Origin of the sequence: Archangium violaceum, assembly GCF_016859125.1 — a bacterium.
Classification (GTDB): Bacteria; Myxococcota; Myxococcia; order Myxococcales; family Myxococcaceae; genus Archangium; species Archangium violaceum_A.
Window position 1 is genome coordinate 10,215,409 of sequence record NZ_CP069338.1, and the last position, 23,602, is coordinate 10,239,010.

The following is a 23,602-nucleotide window of genomic DNA, read 5'->3' on the forward strand; positions in this document are numbered from 1 at the left end:
GAAATGGCCCGGAGTCCCCGCCAGGGGCTCACACCTTCTGCGTGGCCTCGAGGTGCTCGAGGATGTGCGGGAACACGTCCCTCGCCGCGTTCTTGCCGAAGATGCAGTCGATGTGGCCGTACTCCGGGATGAGCCGGCGGGAGTACAGCGCCGGCCCGTTGGTCTTGACGAGCGCCTCGTAGGTCCGCTGCGTGCTCTCCGGCAGGAAGCACCCGTTGCGCTCGCCATGGATGAAGCGGATGGGAAGGGCCATGCGCTTCAGGTGGGGGCGGTACGTGTCCTTCTCCCGGGCATCGACGATGTGACCCGCGCGGATCATGTCCGCCAGCCCATCGAAGGCCTTGATGGTGGCCACGCCGAACATCTCGTGCAGGGCGGCGTGCGTGGCCTCGTTGAGCTGCGCATGCTCGTACAGCAGCGAGTACATGAAGGTGATGCGGTGGCACACCGGGTTGTCGCACTCCTCGTCCGCATCCACCGGGTAGAGCTCCACCGCCTGGTTGTAGAGGCGCGACATCCACTCCGCCTTCGAGTCCGTGTAGGCCGTCATCGACTTGATGCCCAGCTTCTCGAGCAGGTTGGGCGTGTGCAGCCCGGCCTTGAGCTCCACCAGCTTGGGAACCACGAACTCGGTGGAGATCTGCGAGAGCACCGCGGAGCGCACGCCCTGCAGCCCACCCAGCAGGGCCATGCTGAAGGTGGTGGCGCCGTAGCAGTGGGCCACCATCTGCACGGAGGGAGCGCCCGTCACGTCGAGCACCCTGGCCACCGCCGCCGGGTAGTCCTTCATCGCCACATCATCGGCGGAGTACTGGGTGTTGGCGGCGGGCACGAGGATGCTGGAGCGGTAGTCCAGCAACCACACGTCGTAGCCATTCGCGCACAGGTACTCGAGCAGGTTGGTCTCGATGGTGTCGATGGAGAAGATGCGGCTGGAGACGCCCAGACCATGGGAGAGGATGACGGGCCCCTTGGTGCCGGCCTGGTAGCGCGTGAGCAGCAGCTCCACTCCGTCGCGGGTCTTGAACGGGAAGAGCTTGGGCGCGGGCGCGCGCAACTGGCGCTTCTTGCGCGGCGGCGCGTTGGGATCGAGCAGCGCGCCCTTGGCCACGGCCCCGCCGTAGTAGTCGTACACCACGCCAGCGAAGTAGCGGCCGAAGCGCACCGTGGCGGCCAGGCGCTCCTCGGGGCTCCTGGCGTTGGACACCTCGAGCGTGCCCAGCTGCTTGATGAAGTCCTCCGGGGCGATCCGCAGCACGCCCTTGCCCACCACCGGCCCCGTGTCATCCACGCCCTGGTGAAGCGTGACGTAGAGGGTGGAAGTGTCGTGCCACACCTGCCAGATGGGCCCCTCGCGGACGACCTTGTAGCCGTAGAAGAAGAAGGTGCGTCCGTCCTGGGCGGTCAGCCGCATGCGGTATTTCATCAACCGCGTCTCGACGGACTCCCGGTCCTCCACGAACAGGTTGAACGTGCCGTCCGTCACCGTCAGCGGATGGGGCGAGAGCGCCGGCGCGTTCACCGTGCCCATCATGCGGGCCTCGTGCTCCGGCTCCTCGATGAACTTGTCCAGGTCGTTGGACACGATGGTCAGCACGAACTCGAAGGTGGAGCCGTCCTGCGCTCCCCGCCGCTCCGCGGCCTCGAACTCCTCGGGCCGGGTGGCCTTCCCACCCTCGAGGGCGAGGTGACCCTTCATCCGCTCGGTGAAGCGGATGCCCGGCGTCACCGGAACGGGCAGCTCGGAGATGGGCCCCTTGAACGAGTAGTCGATCCGCCAGCCGCGCTCCTCGCTGATGATCATCGCGCAGCGCTCGGCCAACGCGGAGATGGTCAGCAGCGGGTTGACACCCAGGGAGGTGGGGACGATGGAGCCATCACAGACGTACAGTCCGTCGTAGGCCTCGGAGCCCTGCTCGGATGAGAACACGCGGCCGGTGTGATCCACCACGCCGGCCTCCGCCGAGTCCGCCATGACGCAGCCGCCCAGAGGATGGACGGAGATGAGCCGGTTGCCATGCATCTCGTTCCAGAGCGGGTTGCGCACCCCGATGCCCTTCAGCGCCCGGGTGGCCTCCGTCATGCGCGCGTCCACCTGCTGGAAGATGGCCTTGGTGCCCACGCCCGGCCAGACGACCTGGATCCGATCGTTCACCAGATCCAGCCGCCCATCCGCCCCATCATGCGTCATGACGAGGTACGTCTGGGTGTTGAGCATGGCGCCGTGGCGAGGGCCGTGCACCAGGGTGTCCGCCTCACGGGCCTTCTGGGCGAGGAGCTGATCCGTCGCGGTGTTGAGGCCGTGCAGATCCGCCACGGCCTCGAAGGCGGCGGGCAACATCTCCCCCAGGGCGCCAGGGATGGAGCCCTCCTCGAGGATCATCCCGTCGCGAACCTCGGGGGTGTCGCGCATGTCGATGATGCCGCTGATGCAGGGCCCCACCGGAGGCAGCTCCTTCGCCGGGAGGTTGCCCGAGCCGACGCCACGGATCTCCTGCTCGGTGTTGTAGCCGAACCCGAGCACGTCCCCGTTCCCACTGAAGGCTCGGCCCAGCCGCTCCGACATCCTCAGACCGCGGGCTCGCGAGCGCATGAGGATCTCCGTGGACCCGAGCGTGCCAGCCGCGAGGATGACCAGCTCCGCGGTGACGAACAGGGTCGGCGCCTCGAACGCCTCGCGGCCCGTGCCCAGCACCTGGTAGTGAATCCGCCAGCGACCATCCTGGGCACGCTCGATGTAGCGCACGTCCACCGTGGTGAAGATCTCCGCCCCGTGACGTTTGGCGTCCGGCAGGTAGTTCATCAACACGGTGTTCTTCGAACCGTTGTTGCAACCGGAGCAGCAATCACCGCACAGGTTGCAACCCTTCTGCACCACGCCCGCTTCGTTGACGCCATCCTGGAAGGTGACGTTGATGGTGGGGCGATAGAATTTCTGTCCCATGGCCTCGGCCGACTTCTGGAGGGCCTTCAGCTTGGGCAGGGTGGGAAGAGTCTCGGGGTACGGTCTGGCACCCAGCATCCGCTCCGCGAGGTTGAAGCCGTGCTCCAACCTCTTCATGCCCTCGGCGCGCAGGGCCGCCGGCCAGCTCGAATCCTCGAATACCCGAGGGTCTGGACGGATGGAGACGTTGGCGTTGATGAGCGAGGTCCCTCCCAATCCACAGCCCACGAACACGTTGATGTCATGGCCCATGTGGAGATTGAACAGGGCCGTGCGAGGGCCCGTGCGGCCCTCGGGCTTCTCGATCTGGAGCTCGGCCGCGGCCTCCAGCGGAGTGTCTGGGAATTCGCCGGGCTGGAACTCCCGGCCGCGCTCCAGGACGCATACCTTCTGTCCCGCTCGGGCCAGGCGAGAAGCCGTGATGGCTCCTCCATAACCCGAGCCCACCACCACGACCTTGTAATGGTCCTGGATGTCCTCGATAGAAGACGAGATTCGATTCATCTGGATGGTTCCCCCCTGGAACGCAGCGGCCGCGAGCCGCCTCTCTGCCGCACCGCATCTATCACGACAGGGTTGTCTTTTGTAGAGCCCTACTCATTTCACCCCCGCCACAATGGCATGACATGGCTGCAATCTCATAAATGTGACGTACCGGACACATCCATCAGACCGGGGTACGAGGACTCGGCATGGCCACACCAGCCCCTCACACCTCTTCAAGCAGCCCGGCTCCTCCGTGATGGAATACGGACGGCGCGTACTTGTCAGGACTGAAGGGTTCTGTTAGTTATTACGCGTCGCGGCAGGACCCTTGTTGCATTCAAGGGGGGGGAAAACATGAGTGCAGAGGCCGTCCTGCGGTCGTGCGCTGCGGCGCCACCGGGACGATTGCGAGTGTGGCTGGGAGCCTTTGGTAGGACCTCGGTCCCATCCATTGATTGGCGTTTGAATGGTGTCCCGCTGGCCTCGGAGGCCATCCATACCGTACGTCCCCTGGAGAGCGCGCGTACGCCTCCGATGCTCGAGGCGAATACCCGGCGTGCGTTCAGCGGAGTCTTCGATCTCCCCCTTCCGCAGGCGGGAAACGCCTCCCGGAGGGCCCGGGTGGAAGTCAGGCTCGATGGGGGCAATCCCATATCCACCGAGCTGCGCATCATGCCTCGGGAGGTTCCCGAGGGACTGGATGCATCCTTCAACGTGCTGCTCACCTCCTGCTTCCATTGGGAGGAAGACACGGGGGGCGTCGTGGGAGAGATCGTCGATGACATCCGGAAGGTCTACCAGCCGGATCTGGTGTTGGCCGCGGGCGATCAGGTCTACCTGGATCTGCCCACGCTGAAGAACTTTCACGATGACCTGCCGTGGCTCGCAGAAAAATTCGAGCAGGACTACGTCCGCAACTGGACCGAGGAGAACACCTATGCGCGGGTGCTCTCGGCGGGCCCCCTGATCTGCGTTCCGGACGACCACGACTACTGGAACAACTACCCGCTGCCCGCCCCCCACTTGCAGAACACGTGGACCGAGGAGGGACGCGGCAGGTGGGCGCTCGCCGCGCGCCGGATGTGCGAGGCATTTCAACACTACGACTCCACGCCATTCGGAGCACCGCTCCAGTTCGACGTGGAGCCCCTCTCCTTTTTCATCGCCGATACCCGTACCTTCCGCACCCCGGACCTCAAGCACATGATGACGGCGGAGACCGTCCAGGCGCTCGCGGCCTGGGTGTCCCACTGCGCCGAGCATGGACGCATTGGGATCTTCTCCACCGGACAGTCGCTCCTCATGGAGAAGCCGAGCCTCTTCGGCCGCACCATGGAGGACACGGAGCTCCCCAACTACGAGGACTTCGGCGTGTTGATGAAGGAGTTGGAGCGGCACATGAGGGAGGCGGGGGACCTGCTGCTGCTCACCGGCGATGTGCACTGGGGCCGCGTCACCAGCCTCATGCCAACGGATTCGCTCCTCAGCGGCCGGCAGGCCTATGAGATCATCTCCTCCCCTTCTTCGCTGGTGTCGACGGCCGGCTCGGACCAATTCGCCTGGCTACGGCAGCGCTTCTCGGGCGAGGCCTGGGCGCGCCACCCCAAGGCGAGCGAGGCCCCTCCTCTCTTCGCCCCACCAGGACTGAGGAGCCGCTTCCAGGTCCACACCGAGCATCTCCAGCGCGGCAACCAGGTGTGCCTGTTGTCCTTCCAACGCCGGGGGGGCGACGTCGAAGTCACTCCTCGCTACTTCCCGATCGAGCGGGGGGCGGCCCCCGTCACCGTCAAGCCCTTCCTCCTGCGCCACGGAGAGTGAGCCCTCATGTCTGGAATCCGCACCTCGAATGCCCAAGCGCCGAACGTCAAGCTCCGCAAGGAGTCCCGCGCCCACGCCCAGAGCAACCTCGCCTGGCTCGAACAGGCTCTCGAGCAGCTCGAGGACAAGCAGCAAGGAGGACCCTCCCTGCTGCTCCTGGGGGGACGGGATCCCATCTCCTTCCGGCTCCGGGTGGCCCAGTCGCATGCCCGGCATGATCTGACTCCGAGCCACTGGTCCCATGTGGTGCTCCTGGAGCGCAACGGACCCGGCCTGTCCTCCGTGGAGGCCTGGGAGATCAGCCTCACCCCCGTGAATGGCTTCGGCTACCCGCCCAGGACCAATGGCATCCAGCGGGCCGACCTCAACGCCTACGCGAACGAAGAGCGCTATCCCAACGTGGCGCTGGTGCACGTCCCCCTCGAGCTGCACAAGGTGAAGGCCGCCCGGGAGCGCTTCATGCGCCAGCGCGCGGTGGTGGACGCGGTCGGGCTCGTCACCGAATGGCTCCCCTACGTCTGGGGTGTCGGCCGCAACATCAACCCACTGCTGGAGGGCCACGGGCTTCCATGTGCCGCCATGGCGGAGGTCATCCTGGGCGCCGCGGGCTTCGAGCTCACCCCGAGCGTGGCCAGCCGCTCCAGCAGCCCCGAGGCCATCTGGCAATCCGCGCGGTGGTGGCACGACTACCACGGCAGCGACTCGCGCCAACCCCTGACGGGCACCTACCACACCCCTCACACGCTGTGCACCGCGGACTAGAGCCGCAAACCCAACCACGAGAATCCACACCCATGGCTGAAACGAATACCGACAAGGACCGGAAGGAAGAGCTGGCGGCCGCCCCCTCGATGGAGCCGGTGAAGGGCACGGTGGAGGTGGACATTCCCATCGACGTCCTCTGGAGCTTCTTCACCCGCGCCGACCTGTGGCCCCGATGGAACGAGTGCTTCCTCTGGGCGAAGAACCGCGACCTGAAATGGGGCCACCAGCTCGTCTGGGCCTTCCATCCCATCCGCTGGTGGTACCCGTATTACATGCCGGCCATGGCCAAGATCGTGGAGCTGGAGCCACAGGGCCCGCAGCGCAAGGTGACATGGGAAGTCACCGTGCTGCCCGGCTTCTACGCGCGGCACACCTACCACATGGAGGACCTGGGCAACGGGCGCACCCGCTTCGGCTCGTATGAGAAGGCCATGGGGTGGAGCTTCAACCTGATGAAGTCCTTCTGGATTGCCCACTTCACCTTCGTGAAGGACCGTTCCCTGGAGGGAGCCAGGTCGCTCGAGTCCATCTACCGCGAGACGGGAAGGTTGGACGAGACCACGGTGCGCGGAGATCCCGGCCGGACGGCGCGCGGGCTCGCCATGCCCATGGCCGCGTCGCTGGCCCTGGGCGCGGCCGGGGCTGGAACCTGGTTCTATGCCTCCTTCCTCCGCCAGGAGGTGGTGGAGCTGGCTCCCGGCGTGAAGATGGTCATGGGAGGCGGGGGCAACACATTGGTGGTGGAGGGCAGCCGCGAGGCACTGCTGGTGGACACCAAGTTCCCTCCCGGCGCCAACCAGCTGCGCAAGTGGGTCTCCGAGAACGTGCAGAAGCCGGTGAAGCACGTCGTCAGCACGCACTACCACTACGATCACACCCTGGGGAACGACCTCTACCCGGGTGCCAACCGCATCGCCCACAAGGCCGTACCGGACCTGATGCGCCGCAACGAGGTCCTCCAGACGAAGCTGCATCCGCTGGGCATGGCCAATGTGCTCGTGGGTGACGAACCCATGCGCGTGGACCTGGGAGAGCGGGAGGTCGTGCTCTTCCATCCTGGCACCGCCCACACCGGCGGAGACCTGTGCGTCTGGCTCCCCAAGGAGAAGATCCTGATGACGGGGGACCTGTTCTTCTTCACCTACTACCCCTTCTTCGATCTGAAGCAGGGCGGAGCCAACCTCGAGGGCCTGATCCGGGCGGCGCGCAAGCTGGTGGCGAGCTACCCGGACGCGATGGTGGTGCCCGGCCATGGGCCCATCGCTCGCATCTCCGACCTGGCCCGCTACGCCGACTACCTCGAGTTCCTCCAGGAGCGGGTGAAGGAGGGGCTCCAGAAGGGCCTCGCCGAGCAGCAGCTCGCGAAGCAGTTCAACGATGAGATCTCCAAGTGGGGGCTGGGCATCCTGCCCTCGTTCCATGACAACCAGCTCACCTGGGCCACGTCCGAGAGCAACGTCCGCGACGCCTACTTCCTCGTGAAGCAGGCGCAGGCCCGCTGAAGCGCACCCGGCCCCACCCCATCCATCAGGAGACACCTTCCATGTCCCAGAATCCCTCCGCCCAGTCGCTCCACGTCCATGACGAGGAGCGGGGGCTTCAGGAAACCCTGCGCTATCCGTTGTTCGATGCGCTGCGCAACCGGCGCACCCGGCGCGTGGCCAAGGGCATCCAATCCATCCCCGCGGGCAGCCTCAGCTACACCTCCAAGCACGAGCCGGAGCCGCTCACCGCGTTGGAGGAGGCGTTGCTCATCGCCTCCACGGGCATCACAGGCGTCACCCTGCCCGACCAGCCGTTCCTCACCGAGGATGGAAAGCCCCTGGTGGGCTCGCCCATGGTGGACGTCATCGGCCGCACCGCCGGGAGCCCCGACAATGCCCAGGCCACCTCCTTCTTCCTCATCAACGACTCGGGGACCTACTTCCTGCGCCGCCCCCAGGGAGGCGATGCGCTCATGCTGGCCGGGGGGCAGCTGACGGCCGCCCGGCTCATCGCCTACGCGGAGAAGTGCAAGGTCAAGGTGTCCGACAAGCGCGTCGAATTCCCGCGCCAGTATCCCTATTACATGGGTCGCAACCGGTACATGTCCAACGTGCCGGGCAGCACCATTCTCGTACCGGTGGTGGACCTCACCCGCCAGTACATCAATGGCATCATGTTCCTGCTGACCCAGGACGCCGGACACCGCCCCACCTTCATCGACGACTGGAACTTCTACCGCGTGGCCGGCGTGCAGAAGTGGGTCCGCAACGGCTTCCTCAACAAGGATCAGAAGATCCCCCTCGGGGTGCTGGGCACGGCGCGCATCCCCTACGAGGCGGACTTCCTGATGCAGAACATCTTCCTCGTGGCGGAGGCCATGGGGTTGGGCGCGTGGATCCACGCGGCGTTCATCGGACCCGTGCTGCTGGGAGACCCCGAGTACCGCAATGCCGGCAACAGCCTGGGTTTCCGCTACCACACCCCACGCAACCTGGTGCGGCAGGCGCTCAAGTTCATCTCCCCGCTGCCCAGCTGGAGGCCCAACCCGGTGGGCCTGGACGGCCTGATGCAGGGTTATTGCCCGCCCTATTACGGCAGCATGGACGAGGCGGTCGACGCCCTCATCGCCCACAAGTACGGACCCAACGGGCTCTACACCAACCCCAAGGACTTCGAGCAGGTCTTCAAGCCGGGCCTGGCCCAGAAGTTCGTCTCCGAGGTGCCCCACTACTCGGAGGAGGTCATCGCCTGCGCCAAGGACGTGTGCAACTACATCTACGACACGTATGACCGCTTCCCGGCCCATGCGGACGCGATGTTCGTGCCGGGCGTCTGGATCCAGATGCACCACCTGGATCTCGACTACTACGATCAGCTCTTCTCCAACGGCTACTCGGAGACGCAGGCCCGCCACGAGGAACTCTGGCACGGCCGCCGGTAACGGCCCCTCGCCGGAAGAACAATGACTGGCCGCTGAGCTGGAGCGCCGGCCTCCTGGCCTATCTGGTCCACTTCGTCTCCGCGGCCATCATCAAACACGGCGTCATCCATGGTCTGGGAATCGCCATGACCGTGGCGATGCTGACGAGCGTGGGAGTACGTCTCGTGCGACGCAAGCAGGCGGCGGTGGCGACGAACACAGGGGGGCTCGCTCCTTCGCCGTGATACGCTGCTCTGGAGCCCAAGATCATGAAGGCCTTCTTCATCAAGAAATATGGTGGCAATGAGGTGGTCCAGTTCGGCGAGCAACCCAAGCCCGCCCTGAGACCCCAGGATCTGCTGGTGGAAGTACACGCGGCCAGCGTCAACCCGGTGGACTTCAAGATCCGCGAAGGCGCGGTGAAGACACTGGTGCGCAACGACTTTCCCCTCATCCTGGGCAGCGATCTGTCCGGTGTGGTGGTGGAGGTGGGCTCGGCGGTGACGAAGTTCAAGCCGGGAGATGAAATCTTCGCCCGTCTGGACAAGAGCCGCATCGGCGCCTTCGCGGAGTACGCAGTGGTCGGCGAGGCCGAAGCGGCCCCCAAGCCCAGGAACCTCACCCACGAGGAGGCGACCTCCATCCCCTTGGTGGGGACCACCACCTGGCAGGCCCTCCTCGAGCTGGGTGGGCTCCAGAAGGGCCAGAAGGTGCTCATCCACGCGGGCTCGGGTGGCGTGGGCACCTTCGCCATCCAGCTCGCGAAGTATCTGGGTGCCACCGTGGCGACCACCGTCAGCGAGCGCAATATCGAGCTCGTGAAGCGGCTGGGCGCGGACGTCGTCATCGACTACCGCAAGCAGCGCTTCGAGGAGGTGCTGCATGACTACGACCTGGTCTTCGACACCCAGGCCGGTGAGACGCAGCAGCGCTCGTTCCGCGTCCTCAAGCCGGGCGGCGTGTTGGTCTCCATCGCGGGCAAGCCGGATGCGAAGTTCGCGCGGAAGTGGGGGCTCAATCCCCTGCTGGTGATGGTGTTGGGACTCCTGTCGCGCAAGACGACCGCGCTCGCGCGGAAGCACCAGGTGCGCTTCGAATACCTGTTCATGCGCCCGGATGGCCAACAGCTCGCCGAGATCGGCAGGCTGCTCACGGATGGCCATATCAAGCCCATCATCGACCGGGTCTTCCCCTTCGAGCAGACGAAGGAAGCGCTGGAGTACAGCCAGTCCGGGCGAGCGGTGGGCAAGGTCGTCATCCAGGTGAAGAAGCCCGCCGTGGCTCGGGCGGCCTCCCAAGACACGGCCTGAAGGCCACCGACGGCTGCGAGGCCCGGGGCGTGTCCAGCCCTCCTCGTTGCCGGTCTCCCCTGCGGCGGTACGGGCTCAGGTACCCGTCTCGCGGCGCTCCGGCTCTCCCCTGGAGGCGTTCACCCGCCGCCAGGTCGCCGCCAGCGATTTCGCGATGGGCTCCATCACCTGGTCATCCGCCCAGTAGAAGGGATGCACCATCGGTGTCCAGGTGAAGAGCCCGCTCAGCTTCACGCAGACATCCCGAACGCCCTTCCGGTAGGCCTCCCCCAGCGGCTGGAGCGGGTACGCGATGACATCGTCATCATCGTAGTAGTTGACCCACTCGCCCCCTGCCCCCGGATGGTGCTGCGTGAGCTCAGCAGCCGGCACGCACACGGGCCTGTCCAGCTCCTTCTGCTGAGGGTAGCGCAGGCTCCAGAGCGCCAGCGGACTGCCCATGGTGTACAGGTGCGCCAGCGTTTCCCCACGCTCCAGCGGCGAGCGTGCCATGGGGTCCTCGGGACTCTCCAGCAGCCGCGTCGCGATCTGCTCCTGATCCGACATCGAGGCCCGTGCCACCTGCAGGTCGTAGAAGTAGTTGCTCGCGATGACACTCCCCAGACTGTGTGCCATCACGCACAGCGGCGCATCGTCTCCGGCCCGCTGCCGCAGGCGCGCGAGCGCCTCCGTCACACTGGCATGGATGTTGTCATACACCTCGCTCTTCCCAATGCCGGGCTGGTAGGCGATGGCATCCCCCACGAAGTGCATGATCAGCCATCGTGCGCCCGGGTAGTGCAACCGCCCGAGGCGCTTGTCCTTGCGCCGGGAGAGCAAGGCCATCAGGGGCGCGAGCCACACCTCCGAGCCTCCATTGACACGCACGACCAGCCTGCGGAGCTCCTCGAAGAACCCCCCAGCCTTGTCCTCGAAGTGCTGCTCGAAGAGCCGGCGCTCCGCGTTCTCCAACACGGGCGCCCAATGCACCGGCTCGACGATGATCGCCTTCTCCGGATCTGGCGCATTGGCCTGGCCCTTGAACTGCCGGGCGAAGTGCTTCTGGAGCAGCCGCTTCGGAGTCAGGTGGAAGTTCTCATCCTGGATCTCCACACCATGGATGATGAGGACGGCCAACGGCTTCATGTGATTCCCCCCAGGAAAACAATGAAGTTTATAGGCGAATGGAGAGGAATAGGCCAGCGGGGGCCTGGTGCCTCATTGCTTCGAGCCTCCGAGCAGCCCTCCGGAGAGTGCCAGGAGTTCTGTTCGCAACCATTGGCTGCGTGGATCTCCGTCTACCTGACGATGCCAGTACAGGTGGAGATCCACGGGAGGGAGTACCACTGGCATTGGCAGGAGGTGGATGCCAAGAGAGGCTTTGTGCGCCTCCGCGTGGCGCCGGGGCATCGTGAGGAGCAGGTCGGAGCCCGCGACGACCCGGCACGCCGCTTCGTAGTGCTGGCAGCGCACGGCGACCTCGCGCTGGTAACCCTGCTGGCTGAGCACCAGGTCCTCGAGCGTCAGCCCCGTGCGCCGGGAGGACACGGTCACGTGCCGCGCGGCCAGGTAGGCCGATACGTCCAGCTTCCGCCGCCGCGCGCTCACCACGCAGAAGGTGTCACGAAGCAGCAAGGTGTGGCGCAGGTCGGCGCCGGTCGGCTGCGCCACGTCGATGGCCAGGTCCAGCCTCCCCGAGGACAGATCCCTCTCGAGCCTGGCCCGCTCGAGTCTCACGCTCGCGACCCGGACATTCGGGGCACGCTCGCCCAGTCGCGAGACGAGCTGCGGCAGGAGCGACGGTTCGAGCACGTCGTTCATCGCGAGGGTGACGTGGCCCACGTCGCGCCGGGCGTCGAAGTGGCGGGTGCGGTGCACGGCCTGCTGGAGCAGCGCGAGCGCCTCCTGGATTCCAGGCGCCAGGCGCTCGGCGAGCGGGGTCGGCGTCACACCCCGCCCCTGACGCACGAAGAGCGGATCCTCGAGCTGCTCGCGCAGGCGGGCCAGGGCGTGGCTCACCGCCGACTGGCTCAGGAACAGGACCTCCGCGGCCCGCGTGAGGTTCCGCTCCCGGAAGATGACGTCGAACACCCGGAAGAGGTTCAGGTCGAGCTGGGCCAGCCGTGCGGATTCATGAGCTGCCTTCATGACAACACATGACCAACATTCACTGGATTCATCAAGGGCCTCCACCGCAGGATCGCGGCCCTGACCGGAGGAGGCCTCCCATGAACTTCGAGCCAAGTGACCGTTCCAAGGACTACCGCGAGCGAGTGCAGCGCTTCATCCGCGAGCACATCCGCCCGGTGGAGGGGCAGTACTGGACGCACGCCCGCGCGGCTGTCCACGGCGGCGACTGGCGGCGCTGGCGGATTCCCCCCATCATGGAGGAGCTCAAGGCGCGCGCTCGGGCCGAGGGTCTGTGGAACCTGTTCCTTCCGGACGCGAAGCTCGGCGCCGGCCTCAGCACCCTGGAATATGCGCCCATCGCCGAGGAGATGGGCCACAGCTTCATCGCTCCGGAGGTCTTCAACTGCAACGCCCCGGACACCGGCAACATGGAGGTGCTCTACAGGTACGGCTCCGAGGAGCAGAAGGCGCGCTGGCTCACGCCCCTGCTCGCCGGGGAGATTCGCTCCGTCTTCTGCATGACCGAGCCCGACGTGGCCTCCTCGGACGCGACCAACATGCAGGCCACGGCCGTCGTCGAGGGCGACGAGGTGGTGCTCAACGGGAAGAAGTGGTGGTCGAGCGGCATCGGCGACCCGCGGGCGAAGATCGCCATCTTCATGGCCCGTACGCCCGACGCGGGGACGGACCGCCACCACCAACACTCGATGGTGCTGGTCCCGCTGGATACGAAGGGCGTGGAGATCAAGCGCATGCTCCCGGTGTTCGGCGACTACGACGCGCCGCACGGGCATGGTGAGGTGCACTTCCGCGACGTGCGGGTGCCTCGCGCCAACATCATCGGGGGACCGGGGATGGGCTTCGAGATCGCCCAGGGACGCCTCGGCCCCGGCCGCATCCACCACTGCATGCGCTGCATCGGCGCGGCGGAGGAGGCGCTGGACCTGATGATCCACCGCGGGATGAATCGCACCGCCTTCGGCAAGCCGCTGCTCAACCTCGGTGGCAACCGCGAGCGCGTCGCCGAGGCGCGCATCGCCATCGATCAGGCGCGTCTGCTCACGCTCTACGCCGCCTGGAAGCTGGACGAGCTGGGCGCCCTGGGAGCCATGACCGAGATCTCCGCGATCAAGGTCGTCGCGCCCAACGTGCTGCAGAAGGTCGTGGACGACGCGATCCAGCTCCACGGCGGAGCCGGGGTGTCGAACGACGACACCCAGCTGGCGGGCTTCTTCGCCCAGGCGCGTACCCTGCGGCTGGCGGACGGTCCGGACGAAGTGCACAAGGGCCTCATCGCCCGCATCGAGCTCGCCAGGCGCGGGTTCTCCAAGAGCCGGGAATCATGAGCACACAGCGCATCTTCATCACCGGTGGAGCCAGTGGGCTCGGACGGGCCATCGCCCTGCGCTTCGGCCGGGCGGGCTGGCGGGTCTGCATCGCCGACGTCAACGACGCCCGGGGCGCGGAGACCCTGCAGGCGCTCGCCCCCCTCACCTCCCACGCCCACTACCTCCGCTGCGACGTGACGCGCGAGGAGGATCTGACCGCCACCTCCGAGTGGCTCACCGCCAACTGGGGGGGCGTCGACGTGGTGGTCAACAACGCCGGCGTCGCCCAGGCCGGCGCCATCGAGGACGTCCCGCTCTCCGACTGGCAGTGGATCCTGGACATCAACCTCCTGGGCGTCGTGCGCGGCTGCAAGGTCTTCACGCCCCTGTTCAAGCGTCAGGGCCGTGGGCACTTCGTCAACGTGGCCTCCATGGCCGGCCTGCTCGATATGCCGAGGATGAGCAGCTACAACGCAACCAAGGCCGCCGTCGTCTCGCTGTCGGAGACGCTCCAGAACGAGCTCGCCGATGACCACATCGGCGTCAGCCTCGTCTGCCCGTCCTTCTTCAAGACCAACCTCGGCGACTCGCTGCGTACCTCGGATCCCGGGATGCGAACGGCCCTGACCAAGTTGCTCGAGCGCTCGCCCATCACCGCGGACGACATCGCCGACCAGATCTTCCGGGCGGTCGAGCAGCGTGACTTCTACGTCCTGCCCCACAAGGAGGGCCGCCGGGCCTGGTTGATGAAGAAGCTCCTCCCTCGTGACATCTACTCCTCGATGATCCAGAAGCGCACCCGCCGGCTGCGCGGGCGCACCGAGGCCGCGCGGACCTGAGGCGAGAACCCATGTCACCCACTCCCCCCCTCGATGAGGCCAGGGCGGTGCGCGCGGGCGAGGAGCTCGACGTCACCGCCGTGGACGCCTGGCTCAAGTCTCAGGTTCCGACGCTGGAAGGCACTCCCAGGGTCACCCAGTACGCGGGCGGTGCCTCCAACTGGACCTACCGCCTCGAGTACGCCAACCGCGATCTCATCCTTCGTCGCCCTCCCGCGGGCACCAAGGCCAAATCGGCGCACGACATGGCGCGCGAGTACACGGTGCAGAAGGCGCTCAAGCCCGCCTACCCCACCGTGCCCACCATGGTCGGGCTCTGCCAGGACACGAGCGTCATCGGCTCCGAGTTCTATGTGATGGAGCGGATCCCCGGCCTCATCCCCCGCTCGCGTCTGCCGTCCGGGCTGCATCTGGACACGGCGCAGACCCGGCAGCTGTGCCTCAACGTCATCGACAAGCTCATCGAGCTGCACCGGGTGGACTACCGGGCCGCGGGGCTCGAGTCGCTCGGCAAGGGCACCGGCTACCCCCGGCGGCAGATCGAGGGCTGGTCGGACCGCTACGAGAAGGCCCGAACCTGGAACGTCCCCAGCTTCCGGTTCGTGCGCGATTGGCTCGAGGCCAATATCCCCGACGACATCGCCACCTGCGTCATCCACAACGACTGGCGCTTCGACAACGTGGTGCTCCACCCGGAGCGTCCCACCGAGGTCATCGGCGTGCTCGACTGGGAGATGGCCACGCTCGGCGATCCGCTGATGGACCTCGGCAACACGCTCGCCTACTGGGTGCACGCCGACGACAACCTGCTGATGCGCATGACCCGCCGTCAGCCGACGCACCTGCCCGGCATGCTCCGGCGCGAGGAGGTCGTTGCCTACTACCTCGAGCGCACCGGGTTGAAGCCGGCCAACTGGGCCTTCTACGAGGTCTACGGCCTGTTCCGCCTCGCCGTCATCGCCCAGCAGATCTACTACCGCTACCACCACAAGCAGACCCGCAACCCGGCGTTCAAGAACTTCTGGATCCTCGTCAACTCCTTCGACTGGCGTTGCCGGAGCATCATCAAGAAGAAGGGAGGTCGTTGATGGGTGCCGTGTACCTCGTCCGCCACGGGCAGGCCTCTTTCGGTGCGGAGGACTACGACCAGCTCTCGGACATGGGAATCGAGCAGGCCCGGGTGCTCGGCGAGGCGTTGCGCGCGCGCATCCCCCAGGTGGACGCGGTCTTCACCGGGACCCTGAAGCGCCACGCGCAGACGGCGGAGGGGTGCCTCGCCTCGATGGGCATCTCCCTCTCGCCCCAGCGGCTGGCCGGGTTCGACGAGTTCGACCACACCGAGGTCATCGCCCGCTTCGAGCCGCGGTTCGCGGATCATGCACGGATGGTGGAGGCTCTGGCCGGTACACCGGAGCCCCGCCGGGTCTTCCAGGAGATGTTCACGCAGGCCGTCGCGCGCTGGACCGGCGGTGGACACGACGCCGACTACACGGAGCCCTGGCCCACCTTCCAGGCGCGCTGCCTCCGAGGGCTCGAGGAGCTCCTCCAGCAGCTCGGACCGGGGAAGACAGCGATCGTCTTCACCTCCGGTGGGCCCATCACCGCCATCAGCCGGGAGTTGTTGCAGATCCCCGTGCTCCACGCGTTCCGGCTCAACTGGACGCTCGCCAACTGCGGCGTCACCAAGGTCATCTACAGCGAGCGGGGCCGCTACCTCTCCTCGCTCAACGAGCACGGCCACTTCGAGGGCCCGCGGCGCGCGCTCATCACCTATCGCTGAGCGGGCCCGCGCGTTGACGCGTCAAGACACCGGGCTGACATGTCATCCGGAGTGTCAGCGCGGGCTCCTCGCACCGGTTTCCCGGCCCGAGGCCTGTCCTCTCGCGGGGTTGCACGTGGGATGGCGCTGGCCCGGCCCGTGCAGAAATGAGTGATGAAAACAGAACATCGCGTCCGGGGCGCTCCTGGTAGAAGACCCCGCGATCGCTGAAGCCCTTCATTCATCCCGCGAGTCCGACGTGCTTCCTGTTCACACCCTCCTGTCCGCCTTCCTGACGTTCCAGACACCCGCTCCCGCGAAGCCCGCCACCCCGGCGCAGGCCACCACGCCCGAGCAGTCCGCCGTCGCCGCCGAGCGCGCCGCCGCTTCCGCCGAGCGTGCCGCCGCCGCCGCCGAGCGTGCCGCCGAGGCCAATGCCCGCATGGCGGAGGCCATCGAACAGCTCGCCAAGGGCCTCGCCGGCACGGCCGCTCCCGCCGAGCCGCCCCCGCCTCCCGCGCCGCCCGCCGAGAAGAAGGAGGAGGCGAAGAAGGACGTCTGGGATGTCACGGTGGGCCTGGGCCTCATCTTCATCACCGGCAATGCCTCCACCGTCACGTTCAACGGATTGGTCACTGCGGAGAGCAAGACTGAGAACTGGATCTACTCCGTCAAGGCCACGGGCGTTTACGGCGAGAGCCGTCCCCCCGAGTTGGCGGGAGCTCCGGAGGCGTCCCAGGTGGTGGCGCTCAACGCGGCCCTCCAGCTTCGCGGAGACCGGCGCTTCAACGAGAAGCTCAGCGGCTACCTGCTGGCCGGCGCGGAGACGGACCACGTGAAGAGCGTGGAGGCGCGTGGCATCGGCGAGGCGGGTATCGGCCTCATCTGGTGGGACTTGAAGCGGAAGGACGGCGGCGACTCCTTCCTGCGTACGGACCTGGCCTTCCGCTACGCCCGTGAGACGCGCTTCCAGTACTACCCCACGCGCGTGGATCTGCCGGATGTGTCGCTCGGCGGCCCCCGCTTCGGCGCGACCTTCCGCTACGCCATCAACCGGGATGTCGCCCTGCTGGAAGAGCTCAGCGTCCTGCCCAGCCTCATCGAGGGCTCGCGTCTGCTCGTTGGCAACCAGACGCAGCTCTCCGTGAAGCTCACGCAGGCGCTGGCGGTCACCACCACCTTCCTCCTCCAGTACGACAGCGCGCCCGCCGAGGGGAAGGTGCCCACCGACACCTCGCTCGCCGTGAGCGCCACGGTGACCTTCTAGGGCAGTGGCGGGGCCGCACGTCCCGGGAGCAGGCAGGAGACCTGGGCCCCCGCGCTCCCCCGGAGCGCGTGGATAGCTTGTCGCCCATGGCTCCTGTGACTCTCTATACGAAGACGTACTGCGGCTACTCGAAGCGGGCCAAGGCCCTCCTGTCCGACAAGGGCGTGGACTTCGAGGACATCGACGTAACGGAAGACGAGGCGCGCTTCTCCGAGATGGTGGAGCGCACCGGCGGCGGGACGACGGTGCCGCAGATCTTCATCGCCGGGCGGCACATCGGCGGCCTCACCGAGTTGGCCGAGTTCGACGAGCGCGGAGAGTTGGACTCACTCCGAGGCGGCGAGAGCCCCGCCACGAGCCCGTAGCTCAGCCCTCGCGGCCCCTGTACCACGCCACCAGCCTGGCGAGCCCCTGCTCCAGCGGCACCGAGGGACGGAAGCCCGTCTCCCGCTCCAGCGCCGTCACGTCCGCGCACGTCACCTCCAGCTCCCCAGGCTGCGCGGGCCGCAGTTCGACCCAGGCCTTCATCCTCAACTGCTCCTCCAGCAGGTCCACGAATCGCGCCATCGCCACCGACGTGCCCCGGCCCACGTTCAGCACGCGGTACGGCGGTGGCCCCGCGGGTGGCTTGTCCAGCACCCGAACCAGCGCCTCCACGACGTCATCCACGTACGTGAAGTCGCGCCGCATCATCCCCTCGGCGTGCAGCACGATGGGACGGCCCTCCAGCATCAACCGGAGGAACAGCATCGGCGCCATGTCCGGCCGGCCCCATGGGCCGTACACCGTGAACAGCCGCAGCCCCGTCACCGGCAGCCCGTACTGGTGGCTGAAGACGTGCGCCATCATCTCGTCCGCGCGCTTCGTCACCGCGTAGACGCTCAGCGGGCGATCCGCCGCCGCCTGCTCCGAGAAGGGCAACGGCGTCCCCGCGCCGTACACCGAACTCGACGAGGCGAACACCAGGTGACCCACCCCCACCTGCCGGCTCAGCTCCAACACCTGCAGGAAGCCGGTGATGTTCGTCTCCGCGTAGTCCGTCGCCTCCGAGGCCAACGACCTCACGCCCACCCGTGCCGCCAGGTGCACCACGCGCTCGGGTCGCGCTCCCTCGAAGAGCTCCCGGCAGGACTTCGCGTCACGGATGTCCATCCGGTGGAAGCCGAAGTTCGGCGCCGCCTTCAGCCGCGACAGCCGCGTCGCCTTCAGCGTCACGTCTCCCGACGCGTCCAGGTTGTCCACGCCGATGACCGTGTCCCCGCGCGCGAGCAGCCGCTCACACACGTGGTATCCGATGAAACCCGCTGCGCCCGTGACGAGCACCTTCATGACTCGACTCCCATCGCGGGCGAGGACCCCGGAACACCCCCCTGGGGATGACCCTCACCCGCTCCCTCTTCTCAGAAGGAGAAGGACATAGCACCAGTCAGTCCTCGATCTGCGTTTCGAGGAAGGGTTTTTGCCGGTCACGCCACTCCCGGGAAGTCGTGCCTTCCGCGATCAGTCTCCCCAACGCCAATCCCGCCGCGCAGGCGTGATGCACGTTGTCATGGACGAACAGTGCGTTCCGACCCAATGGGTAGAGTCCGCCACCTTACTCGTTGCGTCAGCGCGCGGAAACCCAGGCGCTCGGCCGCCTCGTGCCGCCCCACCCAACCGCACAACAGCGGCAGCGGCACCGTCGCCACCACCGACTCCGCCGCCAACTCCCGTCCCGCCACCCCCACGGCCATCACCCTCCCCCGCTCCAGCATCAGGCCCTCGGCCAGCGCTCCGAAGCCACCCTCCGGGTAGAAGTAGCGTCGCCCCGCCGACGAGCCTCCACGCCCGAGCACCGTCCCCGGGCTGGAGGAGAAGCTGAAGCGCCTGGGGAATCCCACTCCCTGAGCGCTGGCACAGGCAGCCAGGCCGGTGCTCGACCCAGGAACCGCGAGAAGTCAGGGACTTGGATCGCAATCATGTTGCAGGTACAACTCCAGGGACGAATCCCCGGTTTCGTCCTGGAGCGAGAGAATGACACCGATGGCGCTTCCCCTGAGTCTGGCGGCGTGGGTGCTGGCTCCCCTGGTGGGGTGGTGTGTGAGGGGACGACGTCCCGCCACCGCGGCGCTGGAGGGCCTCGTCTTCGTGGCGCTGGGCGGCATGGTGCTGGTGCACATCCTCCCGCACAGCCTGTCGCTCGCGGGGATGGGAGCGCTGGGGGCGGCCGGAGTGGGGCTCGGGCTGGCCCTCGCGCTGGGACGGAAGCTGCCGTCAGCGGCCGGGCTGGTGCTGGCGGTGGTGGGGCTGGCGGTGCACGCGGCACTCGAGGGGCGAGCCCTATCGCTGCACGGCGCCGGGAGTGGAACGCTCGCGGTGCTCGCGGTGGTGTTGCACCGGCTGCCGCTGGGTCTGGGGCTGTGGTGGCTCGTCCGGCCGGTGGTGGGCACCCTGGGCGCCAGTGCGCTGCTGGTGACGGTGGCGCTCGTCGGGGGCGTGGGTCTGGGCTGGGGCGGCTCCGTTCTCGAGCCCGGCCTGCTCCGGGTGGCCGCCCTCCTCCAGGCCTTCACCGCGGGCGCATTCCTCCCCGCCCTCTTCCGGGGACGCGCGGGCAATGCAGAGGGGCCCGCACAGAGGCTCGCCGCGGGGCTGGGGGCCGTCGCGGCCATGGCGCTGCTGGTGCTCGTCTCCCACGCGCACCCCCTCCTGGGCGCACAGCCCGGGGAGCTCGGCGCGGGCACCACCTTCCTCCACCTGTCGCTGGAGACAGCACCCGCCCTGCTGGCCGCCTATGTCCTCACGGGCCTCTTCCAGGCCCTGCTCGGTGAGGCCTCGCTGGGCTGGCTCGGTCGCGGCTCCTCCCTGTCGCGGGCCTTGCGCGGCACCGTGGTGGGCCTGCCGCTGGCGCTGTGCTCGTGTGGGGTGTTGCCCGTGTACCGCGGCCTCATCCGCAAGGGCGTTCCCATCGCAGCCGCGCTGTCCTTCCTGGTGGCCGCGCCGGAGCTGGGCGTGAGCGCCGTCCTCGTCTCGGTGCCGCTGATTGGCTGGCCCCTCACGCTGGCACGCCTGGGAGGTGCCTTCGTCGTGGCCGTGCTCTCCGGCGTCCTCGTGAGCCGCCTGGTTCCGGCCTCACGGGCGGTGGCCATGGCCTCCCCGGCAACGGGCCCCACCCCGCCCCTGCGCCAGCGGCTGGCCCACGGGCTGCGCGAGGGGCTCGTCGAGTCGGTGGACCACACGGCGCCCTGGATTCTCGTGGGGATGGGGATGGCGGCGCTGGTGGAGCCTCTGCTGGCGGCCGAGTGGCTCTCGCGCCTGCCTCCGGGTCTGGACGTGCCCCTCTTCGCGCTGCTGGGCGTGCCCAGCTTCGTGTGCGCCTCGGGGGCCACGCCGCTGGTGGCGGTGCTGCTGCACAAGGGCCTGTCGCCGGGTGCCGCGCTGGCCTTCCTCATCACCGGACCCGCCACCAACGTCACCACCTTCGCGGTGATGTCCCGGCTGCACGGGCGCAAGGTGACGCTGGCCTTCGGTGCGGTGGTGGCGGTCAGCTCCGTCGGACTGGGCCTGGCGCTCAACATGCTGCTCCCGGCGCAGACGGGCCTCGCCCACCAACCGCAGCACGCGGAACACGAGGGGCTGGTGGAGTGGGTGGGGCTGGTGCTGCTGGGCGCGCTCTTCCTCGCCTCGCTGCTGCGACAGGGCCCACGGGGCTTCCTCGCGCAGCTGCTGCCTGGTGGAGACCCTGGCGAGAGCACGTTGCCCACCGGCGACAAGCTGTCGGAACTGCATGTTCACGGGCCGGCATGCGGCCACGACCACGGGCACCACGGTCCCGCGCATGCGCGCCCCCACCACGAGCACGGGCCGGGCTGCACCCATTCACACTCCAGCTCCGAGGCCCGTGCGCCCCTCATCCTGCTCCCCCAGGCGCACGTCCACGGCCCCGAGTGCCAGAACGGCGCGGCCTGCTCCCACGGCAGGCCGGGAGCATAGGCCGGCACCCGGAGGGGGACACGGAGGGCCCGTCGTGGGCCGGGGCGCGCACCTCGTCGTGGTGATTCAGGCTTCGCGGCCGTGCGCCGCCGCTGTCAGCTGCGAGGTATCGACGCGGACGAAGATCGAATCACCGATCGCGGTCAGCACATCGCCGGCGTAGACCTCGCAGATGACCCGGCTCTTGCGGCCGACCTCGCCTTCGACACGCGCGCGAAGGGTGAGCGGCACCCCCATGGGCGTGGGCTTGATGAACTTGACGCCGAGGTTGCCGGTGACGCATTCGATCCGCGGCAGACTGCCGGGTTCGCGACCCTCGGCCCGGAAGTGGTAGGCCATCGCGGTCCAGTTCGAGTGACAGTCGACCAGCATCGCGATCAGACCGCCGTACACGAGATCGGGCCAACCACTGTATTTGGCCTCGGGGGTGTGCCTGGCCATGACGTGGATGCCGTCGTCATGCCAGTAGCTCTTGATGTGCAAGCCATGCGGATTGTTGCAGCCACAGCCGTAGCAGATGCCTTCTGGCGCGGCGATTTCTTGCAGAGATGCGGTTTCCATGGATGGGACCTCGTCTGGCACGTAGAGGGAGGAGACTATCGACCTGGCAGGCAGATTGCGCGGTGATGCTTCATGACACCCGCCTCCGCTTCGACGAGCGCCCGCAGGTGGGCGGCGCGCCTGCAGTTGCTCGGCTCGGACGTGGCCTTCGCCCTGATGGCGGTGCTGGCGCGACGGCTGTCGCGCCCGGACGCGGGCTTCGACGCGGGGCAGCTCACCGTGGTGCGCTTCGTGGTGGGCGCGCTGGTGAGCCTCGTCGTCTTCTGGCTGCGGCCCGGCCTCTACCGTCCCGTCAATTACCGGCTGCTCATCACGCGCGGCCTGTCGGGAGGCGTCGTGGTGGTGCTCTACTTCAGTGCGCTCGAGCGCATCCCCACCGGCGAGGCGAGCCTCCTCTACAATCTCTTCCCCGTCATCGCCACGGTGATGTCCTTCTTCACCTTCGACGAGCGGCCCACCGCGCACCTGCTGGGAGCGGTGCTGCTGGCCACCGCGGGCGTGGCACTGGTGCTCGGTGGTGGCTCGCTGCGGCTGGGGGTGGGACTGGGCGAGGCGGCGGCGCTGGGAGCCGCCTTCTTCGCCGCCGCCAGCGCCAATGTCATCCGCGCCATGCGCGCCACCGACAACGCGCCCACCATCTTCTTCTTCTTCAGCCTGGCGGGGCTACCGGTGGCCGCGCCCTTCGCCCTCGCGCCCTGGCCCGCCCACGTGGGCTTCTGGGGCCTGGCCCTGCTCATGGGGCTGGTGGCCTTCGTGGCGCAGGTGCTGATGACGGAGGCGTACGGCGAGCTGTCCATCCCCGAGGCCAGTGTCTGGCTGCAACTCACCCCCCTGGCCAGCTACCTGTTGGCCGCGCTGCTGCTGGGTGAGCCTCTGTCGGCGCTGGGACTCGTGGGCGTGCTCCTGGGCGTGATTGGCGTCGCGTACGGAACGGCCTTCGGCCTTCGGCCACGCAAGGGGTAGCATCCCAACGCGTGGTTGACGCGCCCTAGGAGAGCTGAACGCGCCCGGCCGCCGCGGTGGATTTCACCCGGCACGCCGCGGTGGACCCGCGAGCCGTCCTCGACGAGGCATTCAACCGCCTCCGCGAGCACTTCACCGAGGCGGAGGTGCCAGAACTGCGCGCGCCTATATCTCCTTCATCAGCGCCGCGCAGCGCTTGATGGCCCTGCTCCAGTTGGCGCCTGTCCGCGACGTGCCCACGGCGCGGACAGGCCTGACAACAGCCATCGAGAGAGGTGGCTCCAGCAAAAGGTGGCCTCCCTTGAGTTCCCCGCAGACCGTCATCCCGCGCTGTCACCCGCCAACCCGCTTCGTGATAATGTAACAGTCTTTCAACTCCAAAGCGGAAAGCTCGCACCCATCAAGCAGGTGACGGACGATGACCGCGGCGAATAACAGACTCTCTATATTTTACATGAAAAACCAACCGAACGTCCCGCGGAATCAGCACCAGACGCCAGGCGAAGAACGGACCCGGATGCATTCACATCCATCGGAAAGCGCCCGTCGCTCCGCCAGAGGTCGCGGAGCGCATCCAAT

19 protein-coding genes are annotated in these 23,602 nt (G+C 67.5%); 13 read left to right on the plus strand and 6 right to left on the minus strand.

Annotation, left to right across the window (positions count from 1 at the left end; translation table 11 throughout):
- Positions 1-28: 28 nt before the first annotated feature.
- Positions 29-3,448, minus strand: coding sequence for an alpha/beta fold hydrolase (locus JQX13_RS43150; RefSeq protein WP_203405227.1), 3,420 nt, complete (start codon positions 3,446-3,448; stop codon positions 29-31).
- Between the two features lie 603 nt (positions 3,449-4,051).
- Here JQX13_RS43150 and JQX13_RS43155 point away from each other — a divergent pair.
- From JQX13_RS43155 to JQX13_RS43175, 5 genes are all read left to right on the plus strand, one after another.
- Positions 4,052-5,248 (plus strand): alkaline phosphatase D family protein, encoded by a 1,197-nt coding sequence (locus JQX13_RS43155; RefSeq protein WP_203405228.1) that lies wholly within the window; start codon positions 4,052-4,054, stop codon positions 5,246-5,248.
- Between the two features lie 6 nt (positions 5,249-5,254).
- Positions 5,255-6,010 carry a hypothetical protein gene (locus JQX13_RS43160; RefSeq protein WP_239014205.1) on the plus strand — a complete coding sequence of 252 codons (756 nt, stop codon included), beginning with the start codon at positions 5,255-5,257 and terminating at the stop codon, positions 6,008-6,010.
- A gap of 32 nt (positions 6,011-6,042) precedes the next feature.
- Positions 6,043-7,515 carry an MBL fold metallo-hydrolase gene (locus JQX13_RS43165; RefSeq protein ID WP_203405229.1) on the plus strand — a complete coding sequence of 491 codons (1,473 nt, stop codon included), beginning with the start codon at positions 6,043-6,045 and terminating at the stop codon, positions 7,513-7,515.
- A 41-nt stretch (positions 7,516-7,556) separates the two neighbouring features.
- On the plus strand, positions 7,557-8,939 hold the full coding sequence (locus tag JQX13_RS43170; protein WP_203405230.1) for a hypothetical protein: 1,383 nt from the start codon (positions 7,557-7,559) through the stop codon (positions 8,937-8,939).
- 248 nt (positions 8,940-9,187) lie between these two features.
- Positions 9,188-10,228 (plus strand): NADP-dependent oxidoreductase, encoded by a 1,041-nt coding sequence (locus tag JQX13_RS43175; protein WP_203405231.1) that lies wholly within the window; start codon positions 9,188-9,190, stop codon positions 10,226-10,228.
- Between the two features lie 75 nt (positions 10,229-10,303).
- On the opposite strand, the gene JQX13_RS43180 is transcribed toward JQX13_RS43175, so the two are convergent.
- On the minus strand, positions 10,304-11,353 hold the full coding sequence (locus tag JQX13_RS43180; RefSeq protein WP_203405232.1) for a hypothetical protein: 1,050 nt from the start codon (positions 11,351-11,353) through the stop codon (positions 10,304-10,306).
- Between the two features lie 72 nt (positions 11,354-11,425).
- The gene (locus JQX13_RS43185; protein ID WP_203405233.1) at positions 11,426-12,355 is read right to left on the minus strand and encodes a LysR family transcriptional regulator; all 930 of its coding nucleotides are present in this window, start codon (positions 12,353-12,355) and stop codon (positions 11,426-11,428) included.
- An 80-nt stretch (positions 12,356-12,435) separates the two neighbouring features.
- On the opposite strand from JQX13_RS43185, the gene JQX13_RS43190 reads away from it, so the two are divergent.
- The 6 genes from JQX13_RS43190 (at position 12,436) to grxC (ending at position 17,895) form a co-directional block, all read left to right on the plus strand.
- Positions 12,436-13,683 (plus strand): acyl-CoA dehydrogenase family protein, encoded by a 1,248-nt coding sequence (locus JQX13_RS43190; RefSeq protein WP_203405234.1) that lies wholly within the window; start codon positions 12,436-12,438, stop codon positions 13,681-13,683.
- Entirely contained in the window at positions 13,680-14,504 is an 825-nt protein-coding gene (locus tag JQX13_RS43195) for an SDR family oxidoreductase (protein ID WP_203405235.1), read from the plus strand. The genes JQX13_RS43190 and JQX13_RS43195 overlap by 4 nt, the downstream gene beginning before the upstream one ends.
- 11 nt (positions 14,505-14,515) lie before the next feature.
- Positions 14,516-15,592, plus strand: a complete 1,077-nt coding sequence (locus JQX13_RS43200; RefSeq protein ID WP_203405236.1) for a phosphotransferase family protein — start codon at positions 14,516-14,518, stop codon at positions 15,590-15,592.
- On the plus strand, positions 15,592-16,284 hold the full coding sequence (locus JQX13_RS43205; RefSeq protein WP_203405237.1) for a histidine phosphatase family protein: 693 nt from the start codon (positions 15,592-15,594) through the stop codon (positions 16,282-16,284). Before JQX13_RS43200 ends, JQX13_RS43205 begins: the two co-directional genes overlap by 1 nt.
- 238 nt (positions 16,285-16,522) lie before the next feature.
- A complete protein-coding gene (locus tag JQX13_RS43210; protein WP_239014206.1) occupies positions 16,523-17,530 on the plus strand; it encodes a DUF481 domain-containing protein in 1,008 nt (335 codons plus the stop codon).
- Between the two features lie 86 nt (positions 17,531-17,616).
- On the plus strand, positions 17,617-17,895 hold the full coding sequence (gene grxC / locus JQX13_RS43215) for a glutaredoxin 3 (protein WP_203405238.1): 279 nt from the start codon (positions 17,617-17,619) through the stop codon (positions 17,893-17,895).
- A 1-nt stretch (position 17,896) separates the two neighbouring features.
- Here grxC and JQX13_RS43220 read toward each other — a convergent pair whose 3' ends face one another.
- Entirely contained in the window at positions 17,897-18,859 is a 963-nt protein-coding gene (locus JQX13_RS43220; RefSeq protein ID WP_203405239.1) for an SDR family NAD(P)-dependent oxidoreductase, read from the minus strand.
- Positions 18,860-19,077: 218 nt separating this feature from the next.
- Positions 19,078-19,410: a hypothetical protein gene (locus JQX13_RS43225; protein WP_203405240.1), complete on the minus strand. Its 333-nt coding sequence runs from the start codon at positions 19,408-19,410 to the stop codon at positions 19,078-19,080.
- A gap of 142 nt (positions 19,411-19,552) precedes the next feature.
- Between JQX13_RS43225 and JQX13_RS43230 the strand changes: the two genes are divergently transcribed.
- Positions 19,553-21,499 carry a permease gene (locus tag JQX13_RS43230; RefSeq protein WP_203405241.1) on the plus strand — a complete coding sequence of 649 codons (1,947 nt, stop codon included), beginning with the start codon at positions 19,553-19,555 and terminating at the stop codon, positions 21,497-21,499.
- Between the two features lie 66 nt (positions 21,500-21,565).
- On the opposite strand, the gene JQX13_RS43235 is transcribed toward JQX13_RS43230, so the two are convergent.
- Positions 21,566-22,060 carry a PaaI family thioesterase gene (locus JQX13_RS43235; RefSeq protein WP_203405242.1) on the minus strand — a complete coding sequence of 165 codons (495 nt, stop codon included), beginning with the start codon at positions 22,058-22,060 and terminating at the stop codon, positions 21,566-21,568.
- 72 nt (positions 22,061-22,132) lie between these two features.
- On the opposite strand from JQX13_RS43235, the gene JQX13_RS43240 reads away from it, so the two are divergent.
- Positions 22,133-23,023 carry a DMT family transporter gene (locus tag JQX13_RS43240; protein ID WP_203405243.1) on the plus strand — a complete coding sequence of 297 codons (891 nt, stop codon included), beginning with the start codon at positions 22,133-22,135 and terminating at the stop codon, positions 23,021-23,023.
- The last annotated feature ends 579 nt before the right edge of the window (positions 23,024-23,602 follow it).

Excerpts from the sequence above, each read along its gene's own strand:
- JQX13_RS43150 (WP_203405227.1), bottom strand. The coding sequence starts at position 3,448 with ATGAATCGAATCTCGTCTTCTATCGAGGACATCCAGGACCATTACAAG.
- JQX13_RS43160 (WP_239014205.1), top strand. The coding sequence starts at position 5,255 with ATGTCTGGAATCCGCACCTCGAATGCCCAAGCGCCGAACGTCAAGCTC.
- JQX13_RS43165 (WP_203405229.1), top strand. The coding sequence starts at position 6,043 with ATGGCTGAAACGAATACCGACAAGGACCGGAAGGAAGAGCTGGCGGCC.
- JQX13_RS43170 (WP_203405230.1), top strand. The coding sequence starts at position 7,557 with ATGTCCCAGAATCCCTCCGCCCAGTCGCTCCACGTCCATGACGAGGAG.
- JQX13_RS43175 (WP_203405231.1), top strand. The coding sequence starts at position 9,188 with ATGAAGGCCTTCTTCATCAAGAAATATGGTGGCAATGAGGTGGTCCAG.
- JQX13_RS43180 (WP_203405232.1), bottom strand. The coding sequence starts at position 11,353 with ATGAAGCCGTTGGCCGTCCTCATCATCCATGGTGTGGAGATCCAGGAT.
- JQX13_RS43185 (WP_203405233.1), bottom strand. The coding sequence starts at position 12,355 with ATGAAGGCAGCTCATGAATCCGCACGGCTGGCCCAGCTCGACCTGAAC.
- JQX13_RS43190 (WP_203405234.1), top strand. The coding sequence starts at position 12,436 with ATGAACTTCGAGCCAAGTGACCGTTCCAAGGACTACCGCGAGCGAGTG.
- JQX13_RS43195 (WP_203405235.1), top strand. The coding sequence starts at position 13,680 with ATGAGCACACAGCGCATCTTCATCACCGGTGGAGCCAGTGGGCTCGGA.
- JQX13_RS43200 (WP_203405236.1), top strand. The coding sequence starts at position 14,516 with ATGTCACCCACTCCCCCCCTCGATGAGGCCAGGGCGGTGCGCGCGGGC.
- JQX13_RS43205 (WP_203405237.1), top strand. The coding sequence starts at position 15,592 with ATGGGTGCCGTGTACCTCGTCCGCCACGGGCAGGCCTCTTTCGGTGCG.
- grxC (WP_203405238.1), top strand. The coding sequence starts at position 17,617 with ATGGCTCCTGTGACTCTCTATACGAAGACGTACTGCGGCTACTCGAAG.
- JQX13_RS43220 (WP_203405239.1), bottom strand. The coding sequence starts at position 18,859 with ATGAAGGTGCTCGTCACGGGCGCAGCGGGTTTCATCGGATACCACGTG.
- JQX13_RS43230 (WP_203405241.1), top strand. The coding sequence starts at position 19,553 with ATGGCGCTTCCCCTGAGTCTGGCGGCGTGGGTGCTGGCTCCCCTGGTG.
- JQX13_RS43235 (WP_203405242.1), bottom strand. The coding sequence starts at position 22,060 with ATGGAAACCGCATCTCTGCAAGAAATCGCCGCGCCAGAAGGCATCTGC.
- JQX13_RS43240 (WP_203405243.1), top strand. The coding sequence starts at position 22,133 with ATGACACCCGCCTCCGCTTCGACGAGCGCCCGCAGGTGGGCGGCGCGC.